General features: G+C 51.4%; 17 protein-coding genes and 5 pseudogenes. 21 read left to right on the top strand and 1 reads right to left on the bottom strand.

Going from position 1 to position 25,698, the window contains the following annotated elements; genetic code table 11:
* The first annotated feature begins 123 nt into the window (after nucleotides 1–123).
* The 5 pseudogenes from tssC (AC07U6_RS21030) to AC07U6_RS21010 all read left to right on the top strand — a co-directional run.
* Nucleotides 124–1,490: pseudogene (gene tssC / locus AC07U6_RS21030) on the top strand (type VI secretion system contractile sheath large subunit).
* Nucleotides 1,491–1,508: 18 nt separating this feature from the next.
* Nucleotides 1,509–1,883, top strand: a pseudogene (gene tssK, locus AC07U6_RS21025) (type VI secretion system baseplate subunit TssK); the annotation flags it as partial.
* Nucleotides 1,884–1,991: 108 nt separating this feature from the next.
* Nucleotides 1,992–3,707: pseudogene (locus AC07U6_RS21020) on the top strand (OmpA family protein).
* Nucleotides 3,643–3,897 (top strand): annotated as a pseudogene (locus AC07U6_RS21015) (type VI secretion system tube protein Hcp); the annotation flags it as partial. The pseudogenes AC07U6_RS21020 and AC07U6_RS21015, both read left to right, overlap by 65 nt.
* Nucleotides 3,898–3,942: 45 nt before the next feature.
* Nucleotides 3,943–4,140, top strand: a pseudogene (locus AC07U6_RS21010) (IS3 family transposase); the annotation flags it as partial.
* A gap of 434 nt (nucleotides 4,141–4,574) precedes the next feature.
* Here AC07U6_RS21010 and AC07U6_RS21005 read toward each other — a convergent pair.
* Nucleotides 4,575–5,093: an Hcp family type VI secretion system effector gene (locus AC07U6_RS21005; protein ID WP_473190006.1), complete on the bottom strand. Its 519-nt coding sequence runs from the start codon at nucleotides 5,091–5,093 to the stop codon at nucleotides 4,575–4,577.
* Nucleotides 5,094–5,788: 695 nt separating this feature from the next.
* On the opposite strand from AC07U6_RS21005, the gene tssB reads away from it, so the two are divergent.
* From tssB to AC07U6_RS20925, 16 genes are all read left to right on the top strand, one after another.
* Entirely contained in the window at nucleotides 5,789–6,286 is a 498-nt protein-coding gene (gene tssB / locus AC07U6_RS21000; RefSeq protein WP_494763337.1) for a type VI secretion system contractile sheath small subunit, read from the top strand.
* Nucleotides 6,287–6,314: 28 nt separating this feature from the next.
* Entirely contained in the window at nucleotides 6,315–7,811 is a 1,497-nt protein-coding gene (tssC, locus tag AC07U6_RS20995; protein WP_494763336.1) for a type VI secretion system contractile sheath large subunit, read from the top strand.
* Nucleotides 7,812–7,817: 6 nt separating this feature from the next.
* On the top strand, nucleotides 7,818–8,258 hold the full coding sequence (tssE, locus tag AC07U6_RS20990) for a type VI secretion system baseplate subunit TssE (protein WP_494763335.1): 441 nt from the start codon (nucleotides 7,818–7,820) through the stop codon (nucleotides 8,256–8,258).
* Nucleotides 8,258–10,078 carry a type VI secretion system baseplate subunit TssF gene (tssF, locus tag AC07U6_RS20985; protein WP_494763334.1) on the top strand — a complete coding sequence of 607 codons (1,821 nt, stop codon included), beginning with the start codon at nucleotides 8,258–8,260 and terminating at the stop codon, nucleotides 10,076–10,078. The genes tssE and tssF overlap by 1 nt, the downstream gene beginning before the upstream one ends.
* Nucleotides 10,042–11,094 (top strand): type VI secretion system baseplate subunit TssG, encoded by a 1,053-nt coding sequence (gene tssG / locus AC07U6_RS20980; RefSeq protein WP_494763333.1) that lies wholly within the window; start codon nucleotides 10,042–10,044, stop codon nucleotides 11,092–11,094. Before tssF ends, tssG begins: the two co-directional genes overlap by 37 nt.
* A gap of 25 nt (nucleotides 11,095–11,119) precedes the next feature.
* Complete coding sequence (gene tagH, locus AC07U6_RS20975; RefSeq protein ID WP_494763332.1) at nucleotides 11,120–12,421, top strand: type VI secretion system-associated FHA domain protein TagH; 1,302 nt, start codon at nucleotides 11,120–11,122, stop codon at nucleotides 12,419–12,421.
* On the top strand, nucleotides 12,418–12,927 hold the full coding sequence (gene tssJ, locus AC07U6_RS20970) for a type VI secretion system lipoprotein TssJ (RefSeq protein WP_494763331.1): 510 nt from the start codon (nucleotides 12,418–12,420) through the stop codon (nucleotides 12,925–12,927). Before tagH ends, tssJ begins: the two co-directional genes overlap by 4 nt.
* 2 nt (nucleotides 12,928–12,929) lie before the next feature.
* Nucleotides 12,930–14,276, top strand: coding sequence for a type VI secretion system baseplate subunit TssK (gene tssK / locus AC07U6_RS20965; RefSeq protein ID WP_494763330.1), 1,347 nt, complete (start codon nucleotides 12,930–12,932; stop codon nucleotides 14,274–14,276).
* A complete protein-coding gene (gene icmH, locus AC07U6_RS20960) occupies nucleotides 14,276–15,043 on the top strand; it encodes a type IVB secretion system protein IcmH/DotU (protein WP_494763329.1) in 768 nt (255 codons plus the stop codon). The genes tssK (AC07U6_RS20965) and icmH overlap by 1 nt, the downstream gene beginning before the upstream one ends.
* A 10-nt stretch (nucleotides 15,044–15,053) precedes the next feature.
* Nucleotides 15,054–17,657, top strand: coding sequence for a type VI secretion system ATPase TssH (tssH, locus tag AC07U6_RS20955; RefSeq protein ID WP_494763328.1), 2,604 nt, complete (start codon nucleotides 15,054–15,056; stop codon nucleotides 17,655–17,657).
* Nucleotides 17,654–18,451, top strand: coding sequence for a Fis family transcriptional regulator (locus tag AC07U6_RS20950; protein ID WP_494763327.1), 798 nt, complete (start codon nucleotides 17,654–17,656; stop codon nucleotides 18,449–18,451). The genes tssH and AC07U6_RS20950 overlap by 4 nt, the downstream gene beginning before the upstream one ends.
* Nucleotides 18,448–19,113 carry a type VI secretion system-associated protein VasI gene (gene vasI, locus AC07U6_RS20945; RefSeq protein WP_494763326.1) on the top strand — a complete coding sequence of 222 codons (666 nt, stop codon included), beginning with the start codon at nucleotides 18,448–18,450 and terminating at the stop codon, nucleotides 19,111–19,113. The genes AC07U6_RS20950 and vasI overlap by 4 nt, the downstream gene beginning before the upstream one ends.
* A gap of 5 nt (nucleotides 19,114–19,118) precedes the next feature.
* A complete protein-coding gene (gene tssA, locus AC07U6_RS20940) occupies nucleotides 19,119–20,507 on the top strand; it encodes a type VI secretion system protein TssA (protein WP_494763325.1) in 1,389 nt (462 codons plus the stop codon).
* A 31-nt stretch (nucleotides 20,508–20,538) separates the two neighbouring features.
* Nucleotides 20,539–24,063 carry a type VI secretion system membrane subunit TssM gene (gene tssM / locus AC07U6_RS20935; RefSeq protein WP_494763324.1) on the top strand — a complete coding sequence of 1,175 codons (3,525 nt, stop codon included), beginning with the start codon at nucleotides 20,539–20,541 and terminating at the stop codon, nucleotides 24,061–24,063.
* Between the two features lie 60 nt (nucleotides 24,064–24,123).
* Entirely contained in the window at nucleotides 24,124–25,461 is a 1,338-nt protein-coding gene (locus tag AC07U6_RS20930) for a VasL domain-containing protein (RefSeq protein WP_494763323.1), read from the top strand.
* Nucleotides 25,462–25,480: 19 nt separating this feature from the next.
* The coding region (locus tag AC07U6_RS20925) for a hypothetical protein (RefSeq protein ID WP_494764842.1) at nucleotides 25,481–25,698 on the top strand (218 nt) is incomplete at its 3' end.

Raw genomic sequence — 25,698 nt, 5'->3', positions numbered from 1 at the left:
GCAGCGGTAATTCTTTTCCTGCTGCTCGCCCCCGCGTTAAGCGCAGAACTCAGAGCCGAACTTTCAGCCCTGGCCCCAAAACAGCCATAACGGTCACGATGATTTAACGGATTAAAAAGGAAGATGCTGATGTCTGTAAAAAATGAGAATGCGGCTGGTGGCGAGAGTGTGGTGCTGGAGCGTCCTGCTGCGGGTGGGGTTTATGCGTCCCTGTTTGAAAAAATCAACCTGAGTCCGGTGTCCGAGCTGAGTGCGCTGGATATCTGGCAGGACGCGCAGGCGATGTCGGATGCGACTGCGGATGAACGTTTAACGGCCGGCATGCAGGTGTTCCTGGAATGCCTGACGAAAGCAGGCTCAAAAGTTGAGAAACTCGATAAAAACCTGATTGACCACCATATCGCAGAGCTGGACTACCAGATTAGCCGTCAGCTGGATGCGGTCATGCACAGCGAAGCATTCCAGGCGGTGGAGAGCCGATTGCCGCGCTGATTTCTGCCTGGGAATTTGATGCCTCTGCGCAGGGTGTTGCCCTGCTGCGCAATATTTCAAAAGTGTCTGCCGCAGCGCATATGCCGTTTATCGGCTCTGCCGGTCCGAAATTCTTCCTTAAGGATTCAATGGAGGAGGTGGCGGCCATCAAGGATATCGGCAACTACTTTGACCGTGCGGAATACATTAAGTGGAAATCCTTCCGCGATACGGACGATACCCGCTATATCGGTCTGGTGATGCCGAGCGTGCCGGGTCGCCTGCCTTATGGCCCGGACACCGTGCCGGTGCGCAGCTTCAACTATGTGGAAGAAGTGAAAGGCCCGGATCACGACAAATACCTGTGGACCAACGCCTCGTTTGCGTTCGCCTCTAACATGGTTCGCAGCTTTATCAACAACGGCTGGTGTGTGCAAATCCGTGGCCCGCAGGCCGGTGGTGCCGTGCAGGATCTGCCTATCCATCTGTACGATCTGGGCACCGGCAATCAGGTGAAGATCCCGTCAGAGGTGATGATCCCGGAAACCTGCGAATTTGAATTTGCGAATCTCGGCTTCATTCCGCTGTCCTACTACAAGAACCGCGATTTTGCCGCATTCTTCAGTGCAAACTCCACCCAGAAGCCAGCTATCTACGATACCGCCGATGCCACGGCAAACAGCCGCATCAATGCCCGTCTGCCTTACATCTTCCTGCTGTCGCGTATTGCCCACTACCTGAAGCTTATTCAGCGTGAAAACATCGGGACCACCAAGGACCGCCGTCTGCTGGAGCTGGAGCTCAACACCTGGGTGAAAAGTCTGGTCACCGAAATGACCGATCCGGGCGATGAGCTGCAGGCGTCACACCCGCTGCGTGACGCCAGAGTGGTGGTGGAAGACATTGAGGACAATCCGGGTTTCTTCCGTGTTCGCCTGTATGCGGTTCCGCACTTCCAGGTGGAAGGAATGGACATCAACCTGTCGCTGGTCTCGCAGATGCCGAAGGCGAAATCGTAAAGCGAAAGGAAATCAGGGATGAAAATTTACCGCCCACTTTGGGAGGATGGGGCCGCTCTGGCCCCGCAACAATTCCAGCAGCAGGCCCGCTGGAGTAAACACGTTGCCGACATGGTCGCCCGAATGGGGTTTTCTCATCCCTGGGGCGTGGTTGCGGCAGAATTTGATGATGCCGCGCTGGCGCTCTCGCGCCTGAACGCCACCCGTCTGGTGGTGCGCTTCCAGGACGGTACCCTTGTGGATACCGACCTGGCAGACACGCTTCCTCCGGTTTGTGATTTGTCTGTTGCCGCCGGCAGTGAAGCTGTTGACGTGGTTGTCGCGCTGCCGCTGCTGAGCGCCAGCGGTGGCAACCTTGATAACGGCCAGGACAGTGAGCGCCCGCGTCGCTGGTGCTGGCTGACCTGGGTTGTGGCCGCTGTCGGCCTGGTGGCGCTGTGGTTCTTCCTTTCGTCTTCGCTTACCGGGCTGGTAAGCCAGATCGTCAGGCCGGGGTAAGTGATGCGGGATGCGTACCGAAGTCTGTTAACTGCCCTGGGTGCCGTACTGGCGCTGTGGCTCATCCTGGGATTCTGGCCACTGTCCACGGGCAGCCGTGTGGCACTCAGCCTGCTGGCTGTTCTGGTGTCCGGGGTAATGTTCTGGCGTCAGCGTCGGGATTCACAGGCGCGGGCGACCGCTGTCCGGGGGATTGTGGATGAAAACCTGCCGCCGGAAGATTTTCAGGGGGCGGTGATCCTCGCCTGTGGTGATAACGTCCTGCTGTTTATGTCCGGATACCGTCACCGGGAAGTCCGACAGGGCTGGTATCTGTGGGTGAAGGATGCGGAACAGTGGCCTCTCTTTGCACAGCACCTGAGTCTGGTTCGCCCGGCCCTGGTATCGCAAATCTCCGTCATGCTGGCGGTGGTACCCGAGCTACACACATCCGGTGATGATTTTACACAGTCGCTGCGGGGCTGGCAGCGTGCTGTCGTCCAGTGCCGTGCGGCATTCGGCACGATCCCTCCACTGTGGACCGTGACCTGGGTATCACCACCAGCGGCCTGCACGGATGCAGAGTCCGTCTGGTTTACCTCCGTAAGTCAACGGAGCGGTATTCAGGTATATCAACCCGGTCAGGGAAATGTGTCACTGACGGAATGGACCCGCGAGACCGAAACAGACGGACGTCTTTCCCGTTTGAGCCAGAGCCTATGGCTGGACAGCCTGCTTGCCTGGCAGAACAGCGAGGTGAATGACCTGTTGTCGGTACGCCAGGGCGAGCTGCCGGTGATGAAGCCCTGCGTACAGGGCATATGCATGGTGCCAGTGAGCGGTATCGCGGGGAATCTCTGGCAACAGCACATTACTTCCGTGACGGCGCTGCCACCGGATACCGTTGTGACGACAGAGCCACTGCCGCTGCCTGAACTGCTGCTGCCGGCGTTACCGCGCCGACGTGGTGTCAGCCGCAGAATGGTGTTCTGGCGCCATGCCGGATTACTGGGCGGGATTTTCCTGGCCCTTGCCATGCTGGCGTCCTGGATGAACAACCAGCGCCTTATCCGTAATGTTGGCGATCACCTTGCATTGTATCACCAACTGACGGGGAAGCCTGTTGCCCCGAAACTGCGGGCGTAGCAGCGCCTCAGAGCCGATGGTGCATTGCTGGACGACTGGGCGCGTCGCGGGGAGCCACTGCGTTATCGCCTGGGTTTGTATCAGGGGCTGCGCCTGGTGCCGTCTGTTGAGGTTGCCGTCAGTGACTGGGCCCCGCCACCACCGCCTCCACCGGTTATTAAGAAAATCATTCAGAGTCCGAAAACCATTCGCCTCGACAGCATGTCGCTGTTCGATTCGGGCAAATCGGCGCTGAAAGCCGGGTCCACCAAAATGCTCGTGAACTCGCTGGTCGGCGTTAAGGCGAGGCCGGGCTGGCTGATTGTGGTCGCTGGGCATACCGACAACACCGGCAATCCTCAACTTAATCAAACGCTTTCATTGAAACGTGCCGAATCGGTACGCAACTGGATGCGTAACACCGGCGATGTGCCGGAAAGCTGTTTTGCGGTGCAGGGCTATGGCGAAAGCCGCCCGATCGCAACCAACGACACCCCGGAGGGCCGTGCGCTCAACCGCCGTGTCGAAATTAGTCTGGTACCGCAGGCCAATGCCTGCCAGATACCCGGCAAAAACCCGGCGTCATCGCAGGATGATGACGTTTCTCAACATTAATGGAGTAAATCACATGGCAATTCCTGTTTATCTTTGGCTGAAAGACGACGGCGGCGCGGACATCAAAGGGTCTGTTGACGTGCAGGACCGCGAAGGCAGCATCGAAGTGGTGGTGCAGGAGCATAACCTGTACATCCCGACCAACAACAACACTGGCAAGCTGACAGGTACGCGTATGCACACGCCGTTCCTGTTCACCAAGGAAATCGACTCCTCCAGCCCGTACCTGTACAAGGCGGTTGCAGAAAGCTTTTTCCAGTTGCTGAAGCATGAACGGATAAAGAAAAAGATCTACGGAACACGGGAAGAAGCCCGCAGCGATATTTTTGATTACATCGAAATGTTTTATAACAGTAAGCATCGGCATGGTTCTGGCGATCAGATGTCACCGGCGGAATATGCAAAGCAATATTATCAACGGCGCAGAAGTGTCTGGATTATCCGTGGCGATTCAGTGCGGTGGTCAACCACTGCATCAGAAACAGGTGCTGTTGCAGGTCAGACAACGCACGGCCTTGCTGCTGGGCCAGGCGGAGCGCGACAAGACCACACCAGGAAAAACGAGCCAGTTCGGGTAAAATATCTTGGAAAACGCTATCTGAACGCAAATCACAATCCGAAGTCGTCAAAACAAGATGTACAGCCGATTGTTCAGTAAGAGGTTGGGTGACTTCCTGAGCACCGGATGCGGGCAGTGCCATTTTTTACACACCTGCACAATAAAATGCAATGCATGCTCGGGGTATGAGGTTTCTGATGGGGAAAGGCTGTGTCGCCAAACGGGATTAGGAGAACAGGAAAATTCAATGTGTCGGGAGACAGTAAACAGCAGCCAACTGAGATATTGGCTGCTGAGTAAATGCAATCTTACGCTTCGATCGGTGCACGCCAGTCATCAGCACCTGAAGTGCCAGCGGTGGTATGTTCCCAGGTAATTTTGCGGTAGGCCAGTGAAACACGCACCAACTGAGTGAACTCAGCTTTGGTCGGATCCTGGCAATGCGGCATCTTACAGTCGATATCGATAATAGTGGCATCTTCCAATTTGGTGGTGAAGAAGTGCTCTTGTTTACCTTCAATTGATGTGCGGTACCATTTCAATTCAACCGTTGGCAGCATTTCCCCAGAGGCTAATGCGTTATACATCAAAGGGACTGCCTTGTTATATGCCACGGTGAAACGGAATGGCTTGTGAGCCCGTTGTCCAGAAGGCTGACCTGATTGAGGGTCTGTAGGTACAGTAACGATATGTTCAAATTCCTGGACCAGCATTTGATCTTCGTGGCCTTGAACAAAGATGTTACCGACTGATTCGGCGGTAAATGCCCCTGCGGTAATATTCCCCTGTGTTTTCCCTGTAATGGCTATATAAGCTGGAGTTGGCATATTAAATATCCTTGATAATTTGCTTCATATTAAGTCAATGCTAGTCACTTCCACTGTTTATGCTGACTAGTCCCGAATGTAACTCGCTTCACTACTTCACTTTACTAGCGCTACTATAAACTGTCCTTTTAAGAGTTCAAGCTAACGGCGATTTTTGAAGTTTTATTTGAAATGCTAATAGTATTAAAAATTATAATATTTGCATTATTGGTGTTTTATTCCAGTAAATTGATTTTTTATTTTTATGTAAACTTTAATTTTTATACTTTTTAAGCACATTTAAACTTTTTAATGCTCTGTTTTTAAAGTGAAATTTAATTTCAAGGAAATTATTTTTTATGATCATTTAAGATGGTGTTACATAAACTCAAAAGAGGACTTGCATCTAATTATAAAGAAAATGTTATGGACTTTTGCCTTGAAAATAGTGGACGATATGCTAGGTGAAGCAAGATTAATATGGGATTATTCCTGTAGCCACCATGAATGTGAGGTGTTGGTTAGGTGCTCTTATCATTGAGCTGTTTCTTGCGCTCAGAGCAAGAAATATAAAGAGGTTATGGCCTGAGTAGTGATGGATATCCTCGGAACCTTAAGTCTAACGATATCTGCACTTTATTTTACGGTAAGCTTTCGCTGTATCTAAAAATGAATACATTGGCTGGCATCCCTTATAGTGACTAAAAGGATGAGTTATGAGTAAGAATAATCAAAGCAGTGTTGCGCCCAAAGAAAGGATAAACATCAAGTATGTTCCGAATACGGGCGATCAAACGGCTGAAATTGAGTTGCCATTAAACTTGTTGGTTGTTGGTGATCTCAAGGGTGTCAGTGAAGATACACCGATTGAAGAACGTCAGGCCGTTTCTATCAGCAAGAACAACTTCAATGCGGTAATGAATGAAGCCAATATCAATCTGACATTCAGTGTGCCAAATCGACTGGAAGGTAACGGTCAGGAAGATATGCCTGTTACCTTGCCTATCAATTCTCTGGATGATTTCTCACCGGACAACGTGGCGAAAAAAGTCCCAGAACTGAATAAACTGCTGGAACTGCGGGAAGCGCTGGTGGCTCTGAAAGGGCCATTGGGTAATATTCCTGCTTTCCGTTCTCGTCTGCAGGACTTGCTTAGCAATGAAGATGTGCGTGAGCAGTTGCTGAAAGAACTCGACATCCTTAATCAAAAGTAATTGAGTCGATCAAGAGGGAATTTAACGTATGTCTTTACACGAAGAAAATGCGGTTTTAGAAGCAAGGTCTGCCACGGCCAGTACGACGAGTAACACTTTCCTGCTCGATGAAATCATGTCCCAGACGCGTATGGTGCCGGGCAATGACGGCTATGATGTTGCCAGGCAGGGCGTAGCGGCATTTATTTCCAGCATTCTGGATACGGGAACCCATGAAGAGCCAGTTAACAAACTGTTAGTCGACAAAATGATCATTGAGCTGGATAAAAAGCTCAGTGCGCAGATGGACGAGATCCTTCATGCTCCTGAATTTCGTGAAATCGAATCATCATGGCGTTCGCTGAAACTGCTGGTTGATCGTACCGATTTCCGTGAAAACATCAAAATCAATATCATGCATGCAACGAAAGCCGAGCTGCTGGAAGATTTTGAGTTCTCGCCGGAAATCATCCAGTCAGGTTTTTACAAGCACGTTTACTCATCTGGCTATGGCCAATTCGGTGGTGAACCCACGGCTGCGATTATCGGTAACTACGCATTCAACAACAGTTCACCGGATATGAAGCTGTTGCAGTATGTGAGTGCCGTCGGTGCTATGGCTCACGCACCATTCCTTTCCAGCGTTTCACCAGATTTCTTCGGCCTCAGCAGCTTTACCGAGTTGCCAGCGATCAAAGATCTGAAATCCGTTTTTGAAGGGCCAGCACACACCAAATGGCGTGCGTTGCGAGAGTCTGAGGATTCCCGCTATCTGGGTTTGACCACTCCACGTTTCCTGCTGCGCTTACCGTACTCTACCGTTGAAAATCCGATCAAGAATTTCAACTATTACGAAGATGTTAGCAAAAACCATGAGCATTTCCTGTGGGGTAATACCGCATTCCTGCTGGCGGCTTGCCTGACGGATAGTTTTGCCAAGTACCGTTGGTGTCCGAATATTATCGGGCCGCAAAGCGGTGGTGCAGTTTATGATTTGCCGGTGCATCTCTACGAAGCCATGGGACAGGTTCAGGCGAAAATCCCTACTGAGGTTCTGATTACCGACCGTCGCGAATTTGAACTCGCGGAAGAAGGTTTCATTACCCTGACCATGCGTAAAGGCAGTGATAACGCTGCATTTTTCTCCGCGAACTCGGTACAAAAGCCGAAAGTATTCCCCAATACTCGCGAAGGGAAAATGGCAGAAACTAACTACAAGTTGGGCACACAGCTGCCTTATATGTTCATCATCAACCGCCTGGCGCATTACATCAAGGTGCTGCAGCGTGAGCAGATTGGATCGTGGAAAGAGCGCCAGGATCTGGAACGTGAACTGAACATCTGGCTTAAGCAATACATTGCCGATCAGGAAAACCCACCGACTGATGTCCGCAGCCGTCGCCCTCTGCGTTCGGCTCGAATTCAGGTGCTGGATGTTGAAGGCGATCCAGGTTGGTATCAGGTTGCGATGCAGGTACGCCCTCACTTCAAGTATATGGGTGCGAGCTTCGAGCTATCGTTGGTTGGTCGTTTGGATAAGGAATAACAGGCTATGGCTGCGCTTCTCAATTGGGAGCGAGGGAGTTCTGCCAGCTTGTTTGAACGTATTCAGGGGAAGGGCTCAGGCCCTTCCTCATATAACCGTGTTCAAGAGCTATTGAATTCAATCAAACAGCATCTGAATGAAGTCCTTAATTCGCGCCCGGGTAGCAGTCAGAGTTCTATAGGCCTGGGGGTTATTGACCTCAATGATGCGACTGCAACGACGTCTGATTTCAGGAAGAGTATTGAGCTCGCCATCAAGGACTGTATTGAGCGCTATGAGCCGCGGATTACTGCAGTTACTGTTCAATCCTTGGTCAATCATGGAGACCCCTTGTTATTAAGTTTCCATATCAGTGCTCATGTTAATTTCGACAACATCGGCGATGTCGTCGAATTCAATATTCAGTTGGACAATAACCGCCGTTACTGCCTTAACCAGGAAGCATAATGTCGTTCGAAAAGTACTTCAGGGATGAGCTGGATTACCTCCGGCAATTAGGACGGGATGCCGCAGTCGAACGGCCTCATCTTGCTGCATTCTTATCCGAACAAGGATCGGATCCGGATGTCGAGCGCCTGCTGGAAGGGTTTGCTTTTCTGACGGGTAACCTGCGCGAAAAGATTGACGACCAATTCCCAGAGTTAACTCATGGTTTGCTGAATATGTTGTGGCCGAACTATTTACGGCCTGTGCCTAGCATGACCATTATTGAATATACGCCCGATGAGAGCGTGGTGACTGAAGCCACTTTGGTCAAACGCGGTAGCCAAGTGATGAGTGCGCCCATTGCGCAGGGAAAGGAGCACAGCTCGTTTCGCAGTAATAACATTCATGCCGGGCCACAGTGCATCTTTACCTTATGCCGAGATATCTGGCTGTTCCCGATCTCCATTCGGGATATTTCAGTAAACAATAGCAACGAGCAAGGGATATTGGGTATCCACTTCGGTGCAAAAGCTGAATTGAACCTGCAAGACCTGCAACTCGGGAAACTGCGTTTTTATTTGGGTGAAGATAATTACACCAGTACGCAACTTTATTTTTGGCTCCATCACTATTTTGAGAGGGCGGAATTGGTTGTGAATGGGATTACCATCCCGATGCCCGATTTTGATTTTAATCCTGTGGGTTTTGAGCGTGAAGATGCACTGCTACCCTATCCGAAAAACGCCTACATAGGCTATCGCATACTGCAGGAGTACTTTTGCTTCCCAGAGGGTTTTCTCTTCTTTGATGTGACAGGGGTTACTGACTTCCCACCACATTTAAATGCCAGCGAATTCACCCTGAATCTGTACTTCTCTAAGGCGTTGCCTCCTGAGGTAAAAGTGCGTTCAACCACATTACGCCTGAACTGTACGCCAGCGGTGAATTTGTTCCAGCAGGACAGTGAAGCGATTGAGCTTGATGGGACGCAAACGGAATATCCGCTATGCGCCAGTTATCATCATCCCGAGCGTTACGATATTTTCTCGGTGGATCGTGTTGATAGTTGGCTGAGCGAAAAGGAGGCGGTTAAAGGCCGTTCTCGTGGGTATGCGCGAGTGTATACCTCGTTTGAAAGTTTCCATCATCAGATTGAGAACGTACAGGATCGCAGCACCCTGTATTACCGTTTACGCGTAAAGAATTCTTTATTCCGTAAAGGTTTTGAACACTACATTTCCTTTGTCCGCAGTGATGAATCGAAGCTGGCACTGGCAGAAGAAAACATCTCTGTTGCACTGACCTGTACCAACCGTGAATTGCCTCTGCAATTACGGGTTGGTGATATTAATCAACCAACGAAAGAAAGCCCATCATTTGCGACTTTCCGCAATATTACCCGGCCTTCCGTACCGTTATATCCGGTGTTGGATGGGAGTCTGCATTGGTCGTTGCTTTCCAATATGTCATTGAATTACATGTCATTATTGGATAAAGATGCGTTGAAGCAAATTTTACATACCTATGATTTTCCGAGTATGCACAACCGTCAATCCGCACGGGCATCACAAAAAAAACTCGATGCTATTCAACGCATTGAAACCCTGCCGATCGACAGATTGTTCCGTGGATTGCCCGTTAGGGGGCTGCAAACCACGCTTTGGTTAGAGCAAAGTGCTTTCATTTCTGAAGGGGAGCTCTATCTCTTCAGCACGGTCCTGGCGCGCTTCTTTTCTCTGTATGCCAGCGTGAACGCGTTCCATCTTCTAAAAGTCATCAATCTTGATAATCAGGAATGTTACGAATGGCCGGTACAGACGGGTCAACATGCATTGATATAAGTGTGGTTGAGGGAGCACCGGAAAAGCAGGTGCTGGATGTTTCACGTTATAACTTTTACCAATTGGTTGAGCTTCTCAACCAAATGGCGGTAGCGTGGCGAAATTCTGCCGATACGGCTGAACCTGCTAATGAAGCTATCCGTTTTAAATCCACTGCCAGCCTGGCATTTCCTACCCGGGATGTTATTGCGCTGGGGACGTCTGCTCGTGGTCAGTTTGAACTTGAGGTTTCTTTCCTCGGTCTGCATGGCAGCCAATCACCGCTGCCAGGTTACTACCTCGATTCTCTAGCCTGGGAAGATGCACAGAATGAAAATCGATTGACGGATTTTCTGAATGTGTTCAACCACCGGTTGTTAACGCTACTGCATCAGATTTGGCGTAAATACCGTTACTACATCTGTTTTGAAAGCGGAGGTAACGACGTTTTTTCGCAACGTATGTTTGCGTTGGTGGGGCTAGGTAGTGAGGTTGTGCGTAAAAAACTGCAGATTAATCACGGAAAAATGTTGGCCTATGCCGGTTTGCTGGCCAGCCCTGGCAGAGCGCCGGAAGTGATTTGTAGTCTGGTCTCGCACTGCTTCAACCTGTCTGATGTCTCGTTGCGCAGTTGGCAATTGCGAAAAGTCGCTATTGCCCCTGAACAGCAAAATCGTCTGGGAAGTCGGGTGAAAGTGCGCGGTAAAAAATACCAGGAGAAATCAGTGCTCGGTGTCAATTTTTCGATTGGTTCACAGGTCGCAGATCGCAGCGGGAAATTTTTGCTGTGTATTAACAAACTGACACGTGAGCAGTTTTTGTCATTTTTACCTAATGGTGCCAATTACGCGCCGTTAGTGATGTTTGTTGCCTTCATTATGCGCGATCAGTTCGCGTGGGATTTACGTCTTGGGTTGGCGGAAAAACAGGTTGGTGGAATGGTTCTGGGCACAGAACTGAATAACCTGCTGGGTTGGACCAGTTTCCTCGGCGATCCCGAACAAAAACCCCACGTCATCATCAGCGTTATGCAATGACAATCAGGATTCAGGAATAAAGACCATGGATAAACAGCAGCCGACACTATCATTGCGCGTCATTAACAGCGACAAATTGGAAAGTGGTAAACAGGCCAGCAGCCTGTTTCACGTACAGGGTGGGATCGTGGGGAGTGACGGTAGTCACCATTGGTCTATTCAGGATCAGGGCGGCAATATTAGCCCTTCGCAGTTTGCCGTTGAATGGCGTGATGGCTCCTTCTGTCTGCGCGTGCTGAACGGTTCAGTGAATATCAATGAATCTGTATTGACGGCAAACTCGGGTTTTGTACGCATTCAGCAAGGGGACGAAATTACGCTGGGTAATCTGGCCATCAAAAGCCATATCGGCCGGTCGATGACCGATACGCTTGATCCGCTAATGGTATCGCCGGAATCGCTGGTATCCAGCTACAGTAACCCGCTGGAAGCCATGATGGAGGGAGTTACCTCTTCGGCGCATTCCGTGCAAGACAATCGCTTGGCAACCACCGTTGCCAATAGCTTCAGCCACGATCCTTTACGCGTACTGGAAACCGAAAGTCTGACGACCCAGGAGCCGCTCATCGCCAAGCTTGAGGCTGACCACACGCTTCAGCAGGATTGTTATCATGATCCGCTTTTTTCTTCCCCACTTTCGGATACCGCCAAGGACAGTGCAATGGATCAGGAGTTTATCGATCTACCGCAAATCAGTAGTTTGCTTTCCAATCAACAAGACCAGCCCGAGAGCAAGATGGAACAACAGCATGTGGCGATTACGCCACTGATGCGTGGTTTTGATGCTCAACTGCCTATCCGCAACAGCCAGGAAGCCAATGACTTTCTGGAAGAAGCGGGTAAAACCCTTAAAGCCACCATTGAAGGCTTGCTGGCATTGCAACGGAGCCAACACGGTTTACGGGATAAACACTTGAGACCGATTGAAGATAATCCGTTGCGCCTGAATATGGATTACGACACCACGCTCAGCCTGTTGTTTGCCGATCAAAAAAGCCCGGTTCACCTTTCAGCCCCTGCTGCCGTCGCTGAGAGCCTGCATAACCTGCGCCTGCATCATCAAGCTAATCGGCAGGCTATTGCGCAAGCGTTGGATACCATGCTGGAGGCTTTTTCACCGGAACGGTTGATGACACGCTTTACGCATTATCTGCGTAGCAATGAGCGTCAGGAGAGAGATTCGGCCTGGGCCTGGGAGATGTATAAAAACTATTATCAGGAACTCTCTTCCAGCAGGCAGCAAGGTTTTGAAAAATTGTTTGGTGAAGTTTACGAACAGGCTTATGACCAGGCACTGCGTCAAGGGATGAAGGATAGCGAACAATGAGCAGCAGCAAAGGCTACCTCCTGACGAGCGTGTTGTGCCTGGCATTATTGTTATCGGGATGCACGATACTGAAAGGCAACAAAAATACAGAGCGTGCCGCTGACCAACCCTCTACGCTCCGGCTGACATTATTAGCGGAGCCTAACATCAACCCCAATAAAAAAGGGGAACCGACGCCGACCGAGATTGCGGTGGTGTATCTCAGTGAGGATTCTAAACTGCTCGCCGCGGATTATGACCAACTAGATAGTAAGAAACTGCAGAAAACGCTAAGTAAAAACTACCTTGATCATCAGGAATACACTCTGTTACCTGACCAATATAAACCACTCTTACCAATTGAATTAGATGAAAAAAATAGCTATTTCGGTGTCGTTGCCTACTATGCCGACGCTAACCGCACCGAGTGGAAAAAAATAATCAAGCTTAATGGAATGGGTCATAACTACCACGTTTTGGTTCATCTGAAATCGAACGAGATCGATCTAAGGAAAGAGGAAGAATAACCATGCCGACCAAGAACCGGGTGATTTGGCGCGAAGGATTGTTCATCAAGCCGCAACATTTTCAGCAGCAGCAAAGACATAACGATTACCAGTTACAACGTCGGATTACTGCCCTACAAGGTTATAGTTATGGTTTTAACTCATTAATCTTGAATCAGGAGTTATTAAAGCTGGGCCGTATTGGTTTGAGTGCGGCGAGCGGCATCATGGCTGATGGCACCGTGTTCGATATTCCCCATCAGGATAACGTACCCAAACCACTGGATGTGCTGAACTGTAACGACGCTGCCAGTCGGGATATTTATCTGGCATTGCCGATGCTCAATGATGTGATTAATGAAGTGGCAGGACAACAGAGCCAATTGCCGGGAACGAGCCGCTACCGTGAACATACTGATGATGTGCGGGATCTGCATACTGACGGTGGCGATGTCAGCCAATTGATGTTAGCCCAGTTGGCACCGCGTTTGATGCAAGGGTCGGAAGATCTCAGCGCCTATTCTGTGTTGCCACTTTGCCGGATCAAAGAGAAACGTCCCGATGGTGCGTTAATACTGGATGAAGAGTTCATCCCTACCTGTACTACTCTCAGTGTCTCCAGCCAATTGAAAAGCTTTATGGATGAAGTGGAAGGTTCATTAGTTGAACGTGCACGCCTGTTGGCCAAACGTATTGGTTCTCCAGGTCAGCAAGGGATTGCCGACGTTGCTGAATTTATGATGTTGCAGGTTTTTAACCGGGCACAGCCGCTGTTCACGCACTTAGCCCATCAGGCGGTGATGCACCCAGAAGCTTTTTACAGCCAACTGGTACAAACCTGCGGTGAATTGCGAACATTTACCGATGAATCCCGTTTGGCTGGGATTTTCCCGGTCTATAACCATGACAACCTGACCGACAGTTTCCAGCCGCTGTTTTTGGCGATGCGGCAGGTACTTAGCACGGTACTAACACCGCGAGCGATCTCTATTCAACTGCATTTACAGGCTCATGGTATTCGCGTGGCGACTATCAACGATCGTGATCTGTTGCGCAGCGCTGACTTCGTGCTGGCCGTTCGTGCACAAATCCCGCAAGAACAACTGCGCAGGCAGTTTATCCAGCAAACAAAAATCACCACGCTGGAGAAAATACGCGAACTCGTCAGTGTGCAACTGCCTGGCGTGCCATTGGTGGCCCTCTCTGCCGCGCCGCGTCAACTGCCTTATCATTCGGGATATACCTACTTTATGCTGGATCTGCAAAGCCCGGCCTGGAAAGAAATCCAGCAGAGCAATGCGATTGCCTTCCATGTTTCGGGGGATTTCCCGGAGTTGGATATGCAGTTCTGGGCCATCAGGAGTAGTTAATGAAAATGGATGCCGTCACTGACAATACCCTGCTCTCTACGCAGGAGCCTGTAACGACCTACCGGCAATATCAGCTTCCACTGCGTGGCGAAAGCCTTAATGCCATGGTGGATGCTGCGACGCCGCTACTTGGCATGGTGCTGCGTCTGAAAGACATGGAAAACCAGCCGTTACCTGAGCAGCTTTATCAGCAAGTGGTGACGGATATCCGTGCGATTGAGCAATTCCTGCAGACCAAAGGCTATGAGCCTGGTGCGATTGTCTCGTTTCGTTATGTGCTCTGTACTTTCATTGATGAAACCGCATTAGGGAACGGCTGGAACACCCAGAACGGTTGGTTACAGCAGTCACTGCTGGTGCATTTCCATAATGAAACCTGGGGCGGGGAGAAAGTGTATGTCTTGCTGGAACGTTTGATGGGGGAACCCAAGCGTTACCAGGACTTGCTGGAGTTTATTTATCTCTGTTTCTGTTTGGGCTATCGCGGTCGCTACAAGGTGACCGTGCAGAACAGCGATGATTTTGAAAGGTTATTTCGCCGCTTGCATCACCAACTACATCAGTTACGCGGCGATGCTCCACCGACCGTTCTGCATCAAAAGCAAAGTCGCCTCGGTGACCGTTATCACTTGAGTAAACGTTTGACCATCAAGCATGTGTTGTGGGGCGGCTTAAGCCTGTTGGCCGTCATTTATCTGTTTTATGCCGTCCACCTGCACAACCAGACTCAGGATATTTTGCAGCAGCTAAACAATTTATTGAGCTAGGGAAGCCCAGATGATCCAGATTGACTTATCCACGCTGGTAAAATGCCTGAATCCGATCACCCGTCACGCATTGGAAGCGGCAGCAGCATATTGTGTCAGCCAGCAGGAGGCCGAAATTACGGTTTCGCAGGTGTTGCTGCAAATAATCGCCACACCGTTAAGCGATGTCCGACTAATTCTCGGCCATGCCGGTGTGGACACTGATGAATTGAGCGAATTGCTCGACCAGCGTATTTCGAGCTATCAGTCAGTGACTCAGGCTTACCCGAGCTTTTCGCCTTTGCTGGTGGAGTGGTTACAGGACAGTTGGTTATTGGCCTCGACTGAGATGGAGCATAATCAGTTACGCAGCGGCGTGATGTTATTAACCCTGTTGTTCAGTCCATTGCGTTACCTGACACCTGCTGCAGGCCGCCTGTTATCGCCCGTTAACCGCGAATTACTCCGCCAGAACTTTTCTGGCTGGACGGCCGACTCAGCTGAAGCGCCTCAAGTGGATAAAAACACCGGAGCTGGCAAGGCGACAGTCACCAACGGGGAGAGTCTGCTGGCCCGCTATGCCAGCAACATGACGGAACAGGCGCGTAATAATGCCCTGGATCCTGTTTTGTGTCGTGATGAAGAGATCGATCTGATGATCGATATTCTCTGCCGCCGCCGTAAAAACAACCCGATTGTGGTGGGCGAAGCGGGGGTAGGGAAAAGTGCCCTGATCGAAGGTTTGGCGCTGCGCATTGTCGATAATCAGGTGCCGGATAAGCTGCGCAACAGTGAACTGATGACGCTGGATCTCGGTGCGCTTCAGGCCGGGGCGGCGGTAAAAGGTGAATTTGAAAAACGTTTCAAAGGCATCATGGCGGAAATCGCCCAGTCAGCAACGCCGATCATTCTGTTTATTGACGAAGCGCATACCCTGATCGGTGCAGGCAATCAGCAGGGAGGATTGGATATTTCCAACCTGCTCAAGCCCGCTTTGGCCCGGGGTGAACTGAAAACCATCGCGGCAACCACCTGGGGTGAGTACAAAAAGTATTTCGAGAAAGACGCTGCGCTTTCGCGCCGTTTTCAGTTAGTCAAAGTCTCTGAGCCGAGCGCTGAAGAAGCGACGATGATCATGCGTGGCGTGCGCACTATTTATGAGCAGGCGCATGGCGTTCTGATTGATGACGAGGCCTTACAGGCTGCGGCGATGCTCAGCGATCGTTACCTTTCCGGTCGGCAACTGCCGGATAAGGCCATTGATGTTTTGGATACTGCCGCTGCCCGAGTGGCGATTAACTTGAGTTCGGCCCCGCGTCAGGTTTCTGCCTTGAAGACTGAATTGAGCCAGCAGGCGATGGAAATTCAGGTGCTGGAGCGAGAACAGCGCCTCAATCTGGGCCGCCCCGCTGAGCGCTTATCAGTACTGAAATTACAGCGTGCGGAAATCGAACAGCAACTGGCAGAACTGAATGCCAGTTGGGAAAAGCAGCGGCAGTTAGTGCAGCAGATTGTCGCGCTGAGGGTAGAACTGTTAACGCAGGAAGAAACCGCAACGGGTAAACAAGCGGCCAACCTGGCGGAACTGGACAACGAACTGGAACAGTTGCAGCAACATCAAACCTTGGTTTCTCCGCATGTGGATAAACACCAGATTGCGGCGGTGATCGCGGAATGGACCGGCGTACCGTTAAATCGTCTTTCCCAGAGCGAACTGGCCGTGGTGACCGAGTTACCTTCTTACCTTGGTCAACAGATCAAAGGCCAGGATACCGCGATCCACTGCTTGCATCAGCATTTGCTGACCGCAAGAGCAGATCTGCGTCGGCCAGGCCGCCCGATGGGGGCTTTCCTGCTGGTGGGGCCCAGTGGCGTGGGTAAAACCGAGACGGTGTTACAGATCGCCGAACTGCTCTACGGTGGTCGCCAATATCTCACCACGATCAATATGTCTGAATTCCAGGAAAAACACACCGTTTCCCGCCTGATTGGTTCACCACCGGGCTACGTGGGCTATGGTGAAGGCGGTGTATTGACGGAGGCTATCCGCCAGAAGCCCTATTCCGTGGTGTTGTTGGATGAAGTGGAAAAAGCGCATCCCGATGTACTCAATCTGTTTTATCAGGCTTTCGATAAAGGCGAACTGGCTGACGGTGAAGGCCGCATTATCGATTGCAAGAACGTGGTGTTTTTCCTGACCTCCAATCTGGGATATCAAACCATTGTCGATAACACGGACCAGCCGGAACAGATAAACGAGTTGCTTTACCCGGAGCTGGCAGCCTTCTTCAAGCCCGCGTTGCTGGCACGTATGGAAGTTGTGCCTTATCTACCGCTGGGTAAAGACACGCTGAAAACCATTATCCACGGCAAGCTGGAGCGCCTGGATAGCTTGCTGCGCCAGCGTTTCAACGCTGACGTGCTGATTGAGCCCGAGGTAGTTGAGGAGATCCTGCTGCGTGCGACCCGTGCTGAAAACGGTGCACGTATGCTTGAGTCAATTATTGATGGTGCCTTGTTGCCGCCACTCTCCTTATTGTTATTGCAAAGAATGGCAGCCGGCTCGGCTATCGGCCATATCCGGATCGCGACGGAGGGAAATGTGTTTACCGCGCAGATTGAGGAGGCTCTATGAGACAACGGCTGAAAAGCGTCCTTGCACTGCTGGAGAATGATTCGATTGAACAACTGATCCACTGTTTTCTCGCGGTTAATCACCAGCGTCAACGGTTTAGTGCCCTGGTGGTAGCGATGTTCAATGCCAGTGAAGGGCGTCTTGACTGTTACCGCCGGCCTGATGAAAACCTGCGTTTTGCAACCCGGCTGGATGCCAACATCGAAGATATCAATCACCCGTTGATACAGGTGTTGCGCAATGGTCTGCCCGAAGTGTGGGACTCTCTGTATCAAGGAGTGCGTATCGAAAACGATGACTTTCGCAGGTTTGTTCAGGAACTGTCGATCGGCTGCGGTTTGTACGCCATACCGCTGTTTGACTTTCAGGGCCGTGCTTGCGGAGTGATTGCGGTTTTTGCCGAAAACATTGCGCGTTTTGCCGATACTCGCGGCATGTTTGGTATTTATTGTCAGGTTTTTCAGCATCGTCTCAACAAGCTGCAAGAGATGGATCACCTGAGATCGCAATTGAGCCAGATCCGCTCGGTGTTTAAAGCTCAGCAGCAGCGCGAAAAGCAATTGGACGAGTTGCTGGTCTCTCTCAGTACCTCTGATATGCGCACGTTGCCAGGGTTATCCCATGACTACAGCAAAATAGACGATCTGACGGAAGCCGTGGAAGCCTTAGAATGTGCCGTATTGACGCAGCGCCAACGCCTGTACGGTAAGGATAAAAACCGTATCGCTGCCAGCTTGGGTATTGCGCCACGTACCCTGGCTTACAAGTTAGCGAAATATAGGTGTCAGCTATGAATACGTGGTTATTGATCGGTTCGTTGCTGTTTTCTGGCAGTCACTCTGCGCTCCTTTGGGCGACAGTGACGCCTGACTCTCCCGCTGAGGGCGATGCCCATAAATTGGCGTTGGTGATGAGCTGCCGTAATGAAGCCTCGCCACTGGTGCGTCTGGACTGTTATGACAATGCGTTAGCTGAAACTGCCGGAGAGCAGAATAATTTGGTTAACGCAGGCCCTGCATGGCAGCGCGCTATGGATCAGGAAAAGGGGCGCACTGACCATTCAACAACCTTCCTGGTAACTGAAGGGCAAGGAGAAAACCCGGTGGTTGTACTGACAACGCCCGCGATTGGCTTACCGCCGCCCAGGCCCGTACTGATGCTGAGCTGCATCGATAATATTACCCGTCTGCAGGTCGCATTGGTGGCTCCTCAAAAAGACGGTTCAGTGACGTTAGCCGCCGATAACGATCGTTTTGATGTGCATTGGTTCTTGCGCGAGAACGGCTATTTGCTGGAATCCAGCCGGGGTCTGGCCGGTATCGATGAGATTAAACGATTGATGTCAGCACAAACGTTGACGATCAGCGGCTCAACCGGTGGCGTTCCGCGCATGACATTTAATATTACTCAGTTGAAGCAGGTGTTAAATCCACTGCGCAACGCGTGCCACTGGTGAGAGCTATGGATATGACCTCACAACATCCCTGGCAAACGTTATTGCTGGCTCCGCTGACTGCAGAGCAGATTGGGCAGCCGCTGGCTGATGACGATCCTCAATGGGAGTTCATTGATGGGCAGATGGTCAAGCTTGGCTCATTGGCCCATTCCACCCTGAATATTGATGATATCCAGCAACAAGCTATGGCGTTGCTTTCGCAGAAAAGTAAAGACTTCCGCCTGATGGTGCACCTGCTGCGCACCTTGCAGCATGCAGGTGAACCCAACGAGTTGATGCTGGCTATTTCGTTATTAACCGATTATGTGCAGCACTTTTGGGCCAGCGCATGGCCACAGAATTTGCTGCATAAACGGCGTTTTGCTCAGCAAATTCTGAAGCGTTTTGACAGCGCCAGTAACAGCTTTTGCCAGAAAACAAGTGATGCTGGACGTGAGGAAGCACTGGGATTACTGGCACATCTGGCACAGGTCTGGCATGGCAGTGAACCGGCGTTGGCAAAAGAGGTGGATGAACTACGTATCAGCTATGCACGTAAACCTGAACGCATTGCTGAGGCGGTGGCGCAGACTGAGGATGTTCCTTCGTCGAGCACGACAGGAGCGCCTTCCGCGCCGAAGATTGTCCCTGGGCTGACGATCGACAATTCCAATGATAAAGCCTGGCGCCAAACGTTACTGAAAATGGCCGATATGCTGTGTGAGCTTCAGCCTGAGGCGGCAATAGGTTTCCGTTTACGTCGTCACGCAATCTGGGGGGCCTTAACAGCACCACCGATGGCGCAGGCTGATGGCCGTACACCACTGGCTGCTGTCTCTGCCGATCGAACCGCAGATTATCTGGCACGGATGAACAATGCGGATTTGCCTCTGTGGCAGCAGGTGGAACAGAGCTTAACACTGGCTCCATATTGGCTGGATGGACATGCACTTTCGGCCCAGATCGCCAGCAAGTTGGGCTATGACGCCGTTGCACAAGCCATCCGTGATGAGCTCAGCGCTTTTTTAGAGCGATTACCGGCATTAAGAACGCTCTTCTTTACCGACATGACGCCGTTCCTCTCTTCTGAATCCGCAGGCTGGTTACAGCAGGATGCAGGGCATTCGGGGGGAGGTAGCACTCTTGAACAGGATGAAATTTGGCAATGCTATCAACAGCAAGGGCTGGAAGCCGCGTTACAGACTCTCAATCAGCGACAGCAGCAATCCGATCCCAGAGATCGCTTCTACAACCAATTGCTCAGTGCACAACTGCTCGAGAAAGCAGGACTCGCCGCGTTGGCGCAGCAGCAATACCACAGCTTATTACAGATGGGGCAGCAATTGCAGTTAAGCGAATGGGAACCCACGTTGATGGCTTTGCTGACAGAAAAACAGCGGCAGTTCACACCATGATAGCCAGGGAATGGAACAGGAGTATTAACGTATGAAATTGCCGTCTTTTATTCGTATCGCTAAGCCAGCCATTCCGCGCCTGAAAGCGTCAGTCCCCGTGGTATTGGCTCTTTTGGCCTGTGTGGCATTAATCTGGGTATGGATATACGGTCCTGAGTGGCAGTGGAAAAGTAACCATCCGTTTGAAACCTTGCTGAGCCGTTGGCTGGTGACTGCCATTTTTGTGCTGGTGGCAGTTTGCTGGCTGAGTCTGAAGGTGGTGAAGCGCTTGCAGCAACTGGAAAAACTTCAGTTGCAGGTTAAAACGCAGGTTGATGATCCGATCCTCGCGGATATTGCACAACAGAATCAGTATCTGGACATGTGGAAGTCCCAGTTGCAACGTCACCTGAATACAGCATCCTACCTCTACCGCTTGCCGTGGTACATGGTGATTGGTGCGCGTAACAGTGGCAAAAGCACGTTAATCAAAGAAGGTTATAAGCTCACCGAAATAACGGGTTCCGAAGCGCTTGATACTGCTGATTTGCGTGTTCGCTGTTGGTTGGGTGAGCAGGCTGTGCTGATTGATCCGGCAGGTGAGTTGATAGAACAACCCACTACGCCGACAGCGGGTAAGGCATCACTCAATAACCGTTTATGGCAGAGCTTATTGTCCTGGCTGGTGGAGCACCGCAAGCGTCAACCACTCAACGGTATTATCCTCACCGTTGATCTCCATCAGTTGATAACAGCGAATAAAACCCAGCGGGAACGCTACATCGCTGATATTCAACAACGTTTGCAGGAGGTGCGCTTAAGCGCACACAGTCAGATACCGTTGTATGTGGTTTTCACCAAGCTGGATTTGTTATACGGCTTCGAAGCTATGTATCAATCGCTGGACAAGATACAGCGAGAGGCTGTGCTGGGGGTGACATTCAGCCTGAATACTGCTGATGCCGAGGTGTGGCGTAAAGAGTTACGACAGTTCTGGCAGCAATGGATCACGCAATTGAACGGCGCTATGCCGGACATGATGCTCAACAGTGTCGATGCCGGGCAGCGTAGCCAGTTGTTCAGCTTTATCCGCCAGATGCAGGGCCTGCAGGATTATATCATTCCGCTGCTGGAAGGCGTTCTGTATAGCGGCGATCATGCTCAGCTCCTGTTACGCGGGGTGTATCTCACTTCGGCTCAACAGCGTGGACAGATGGATGATGTATTTACCCAGTCAGCCGCTGTGCAATATCATCTGGCACCGCAGGCTTTTCCAACCTGGCCGGTGGCTGATACCGCGCCTTATTTCACCAGGGATCTGTTTAATCAGGTGCTGTTCGCCGAGCCTAACCTGGCAGGTGAAAACGGCATTTGGCTGCGCAGTTCCCGGAAACGCCTGTTAGTTTTTTCCAGCGTAGGTGCAGTTGTTGCGTTGGTGCTGTGGGGGTATTGGCACTATTACTACCAGACCAACTACCGTGCCGGGCAAGAAGTGTTGGCCCAGGCAAAAACCTTCCTCTCAATCCCGGCGGCAAAAGGGGATGATCGTTACGGTAACCTGCAACTCCCATTGCTGAACCCGATCCGTGACGCCACCCTGGCTTACGGTAATTATCATGACAGAAATACGCTGCTGGCTGATATGGGGTTATATCAGGGCGGTAACATCGGTCCTTATGTCGAAAGCACTTACCTGCAACTCCTGCAGCAACGTTTTGTGCCTGCGCTGATGAGTGGCCTGTTAGAGCAGTTGAATGCCGCGCCAAAGGGCAGCGAGGAAAAGCTCGAAATCCTGCGGGTGATGCGCATGCTGGAAGATGGCAGTGGCCGCAATATTCCGCTGGTCGAACAATATATGAGTCACCGCTGGAGTGAGCAGTTCAATGGCCAACGTGAGTTGCAGCAGCAGCTGATGGGCCATCTCGATTATGCGCTGAAACATACTAACTGGCATGCGGCACGGGCAAGTGGCGACCAATATGCCATCAAGAGTTTTGTTCCTTATCTCAAACCCATCCACTTGGCGCAGCAAGAGCTGAGCAAGCTGTCCATTTACCAACGGGTCTATCAGAACCTGCGTATCAAAGCGCAGGAGGCATTGCCACCGCCACTCGATCTGCGCGATCAGGTAGGAGCCAGTTTTGATGAGATCTTTGTCGCCAGTGATGATCGCTTGTTGGTGATCCCGCAGTTCCTCACGCGTAATGGTTTACAGAACTATTTTGTCAAACAGAGCGACCGATTGGTGGATCTGACGGTGATGGACAGCTGGGTATTAAATCTCACAAAAAATGTCGAATACAGCGAGGCTGACCGTAAGGAGATCCAGCGGCAGGTCACCGAGCAGTATATTGGTGACTATATTGCCACCTGGCGGGCTGCCATCAGTAACCTCTCGGTGAATGAGTTAAATGATTTGCCACAGGCTATCAGCGCAATCGAACTGGTAGTCAATGGAGATCAACCATTCCGTCGTGTACTGCATACGCTGAGTGATAACACGCGCCCACCGTTTTTACCGGATGCAATTGCGGGTAAAGAGCGCGATACGCGGCTGGCAAAGTCTGACTACAAGTTACTGGCCCGTATTAACCGCGCGTTTGCACCGCAAACCGGAGCGTTGGCGGAGAACAGTGATAAAGGCAGTGTGCTGCAAAACGTTTACCAGAAGCTGACCAACCTGCACCGCTATCTGCTGGCGATCCAAAACTCGCCAACGGCAGGCAAAGCGGCGATGAAAGCGGTTCAGCTCCGTCTGGATCAAAATAACAGCGACCCGATCTTTGAAGTTCAACAGATGGCCAAGGGGCTGCCAGAACCGCTGAATCGTTGGGTAAGCGATCTGGCCGAGCAAGCCTGGCGGGTAGTGATGATGGAGGCGGTGCGCTCGCTGGAGGTTGAGTGGAATGAAACGGTGGTCAAACAATACCAAACCTACCTGGCAGGCCGTTATCCGTTTGATCCTGACGCGAAGCAGGATGTTCCGCTGAGCGAGTTTGAACGCTTCTTCAGGCCACAGGGTACGCTCGATGCCTTCTATCAGCAAAATCTGAAGCCTTTTGTCGAGAATAACCTCAGTAGCGGTAATGATGGCGAATTGCTGATCCGGGCTGATGTTCTTCAGCAGCTGGCGCAAGCCAAACGGATCCGCGACACCTTCTTCTCGGCACAAAATGGCCTGGGGACGCAATTTGCGATTGAACCGGTCATGTTGAGTGGCAACAAACGCCGTAGCGTACTGAACCTTGATGGGCAATTACTGGATTACTCGCATGGTAACAACAATACCGTGCATCTGGTCTGGCCAAACTCTATGCGTGCTGGGGTAGAAAGCAAGGTGACGTTAGTCCCGGATGATAACGATAAATCACCGCGCTCCATCGGTTTCAGCGGTCCGTGGGCACAGCTGCGACTGATCAATGCTGGTGAACTGACTAACGTGGGTACCAATTCGTTCGATGTTCGTTTCAAAGTGGATGGCGGAGAGATGACTTATCGTATTTATGTGGATGAGTCTGATAACCCGTTCGCGGGTGGTCTGTTCAGTAAGTTCACGTTGCCTGACACGCTGTATTAATTTTTGTCATACCACCTCTCTTATATGGCTGTGAGAGAGGCGTGCTAAGGATAAGTACGCATGAGCGAAACCTCAGAAGATATCGTCATTCAAACGGGTAGCGATCCCCGGCGTTGGCCGGAATTCAGTGCCCTGCGTGAAGAAATTAACAAAATTAATCACCCGGCACGGCCAGAGGTGAACTGGCGATTAATTGAATCGCTGGCATTGACACTGTTTCGCACTAATGGTGTGGACCTGCAAACGGCGGTGTATTACACCCTGGCACGCACCCACAAACATGGGTTGGCGGGTTTTACCGAAGGCTGCGAACTGATTTCCGGCATGGTGGTCAGCCAGTGGGGGCAGTTGTGGCCAGAGCAAACGCAGGCTCGCTCAGAGATACTGGAATGGTTCAATGCACGAGTGGGTAACCTGTTGCGGCAACAGGAGTTTGATACTGACGACTTGCGGCTGGTGTATCGTGCCGAACGCGCATTACAGTTGCTTTGTGACAAGCTGCAGCAGGTTGAGTTAAAACGCGTCCCGCGTATTGAAAACCTGCTGTATTTCATGCAGAACACGGCGAAAAGGCTTGAGGTTGCCAATGAGGCCGCGAAGCAAGCTCCTTCCGTGCCGCTGAAAATGCCGTCGATGGTGTATCTCTCTGTGCCGGAAACTGAACCGGTCCGTACCACCTTACCGTCCCCTGAGACCCTGCAGGAAGAGGAGTCGCAGCCTCACCCCAATGTCGAGGTACGGTTTGTGGCTCCACCGCCAATAAAACATTACTCAGTGATTTGGGGTTTTGGCGCGGGTGTCTTGTTCAGCCTGTTGACAGCTGCTGCGGTTTACTTTGTGCAAATCAAACCCATGCAACAGCAACTGACGGCACTGGCCGCGAAACCGGAAGGCTCAGTGCAGTTATGGCTGGCTCAGCCCAGTGTGGCGACCTACAGCCAGCAACTGAGCAACCTGGAAAACCTTTCACCTTTAGCCGGGCTGCGCACCGCCGATCTCTCGGTGGCAATGGCTCGCCAGCTGTGGCCGGCCGATCCGCATCAGGTGGCAGAAAGCCAGCGTTGGGAGCGACTTTTGCAGGCTCGCGTCGGCAGTAGTGTGGCCGACAGCAGTTACTTCCAGTTGCAGCAGCGGCTACAGGCCCTGTCAACGAAGCTTATTGAGCAGGAGCAGACTCGCGGAAGTCTGACAATTTCTTATTTGAAAACAGCGGTTTATCAAATGCAGGCCGAACTAAATCGAGAAGTGCCGCTGGAAGAGTTACTGCGCCAACTGTCTGTGGCAGTGGATAACCATCAGCCCGTTTCACCGGTGTTGTTGAAGCAGACAGACGAACGCTGGAATGCGTTACTCAGCCGTTATCACCAGGTAATGCTGCAGGCGGACGCTGCACATTAACATTCAGGAAGGAGAAGCTATGTTTGCAGATGATAAAAAGGCTAACGCCAGGGGTGGAGTGCAGCCGGAGAATATTATCGCCCCCGACGCGGCGCCATCGTTGAGTGGTGACCTGGCTGCAGAAGTCGCGGGCAGTGTGGGTGGGGCGGTGGGTGGCGTTGCCGGTAAACGCATCAGCCAGGCTGCCGGGGTGGCCAGAACAGCCCTGAATGCGAAAGACCAGCTACTGGCAGGTGA

It is taken from the genome of Erwinia sp. GW821-FHT03D09 (assembly GCF_059420805.1).
This window is presented reverse-complemented; position numbering and strand designations above follow the sequence as displayed.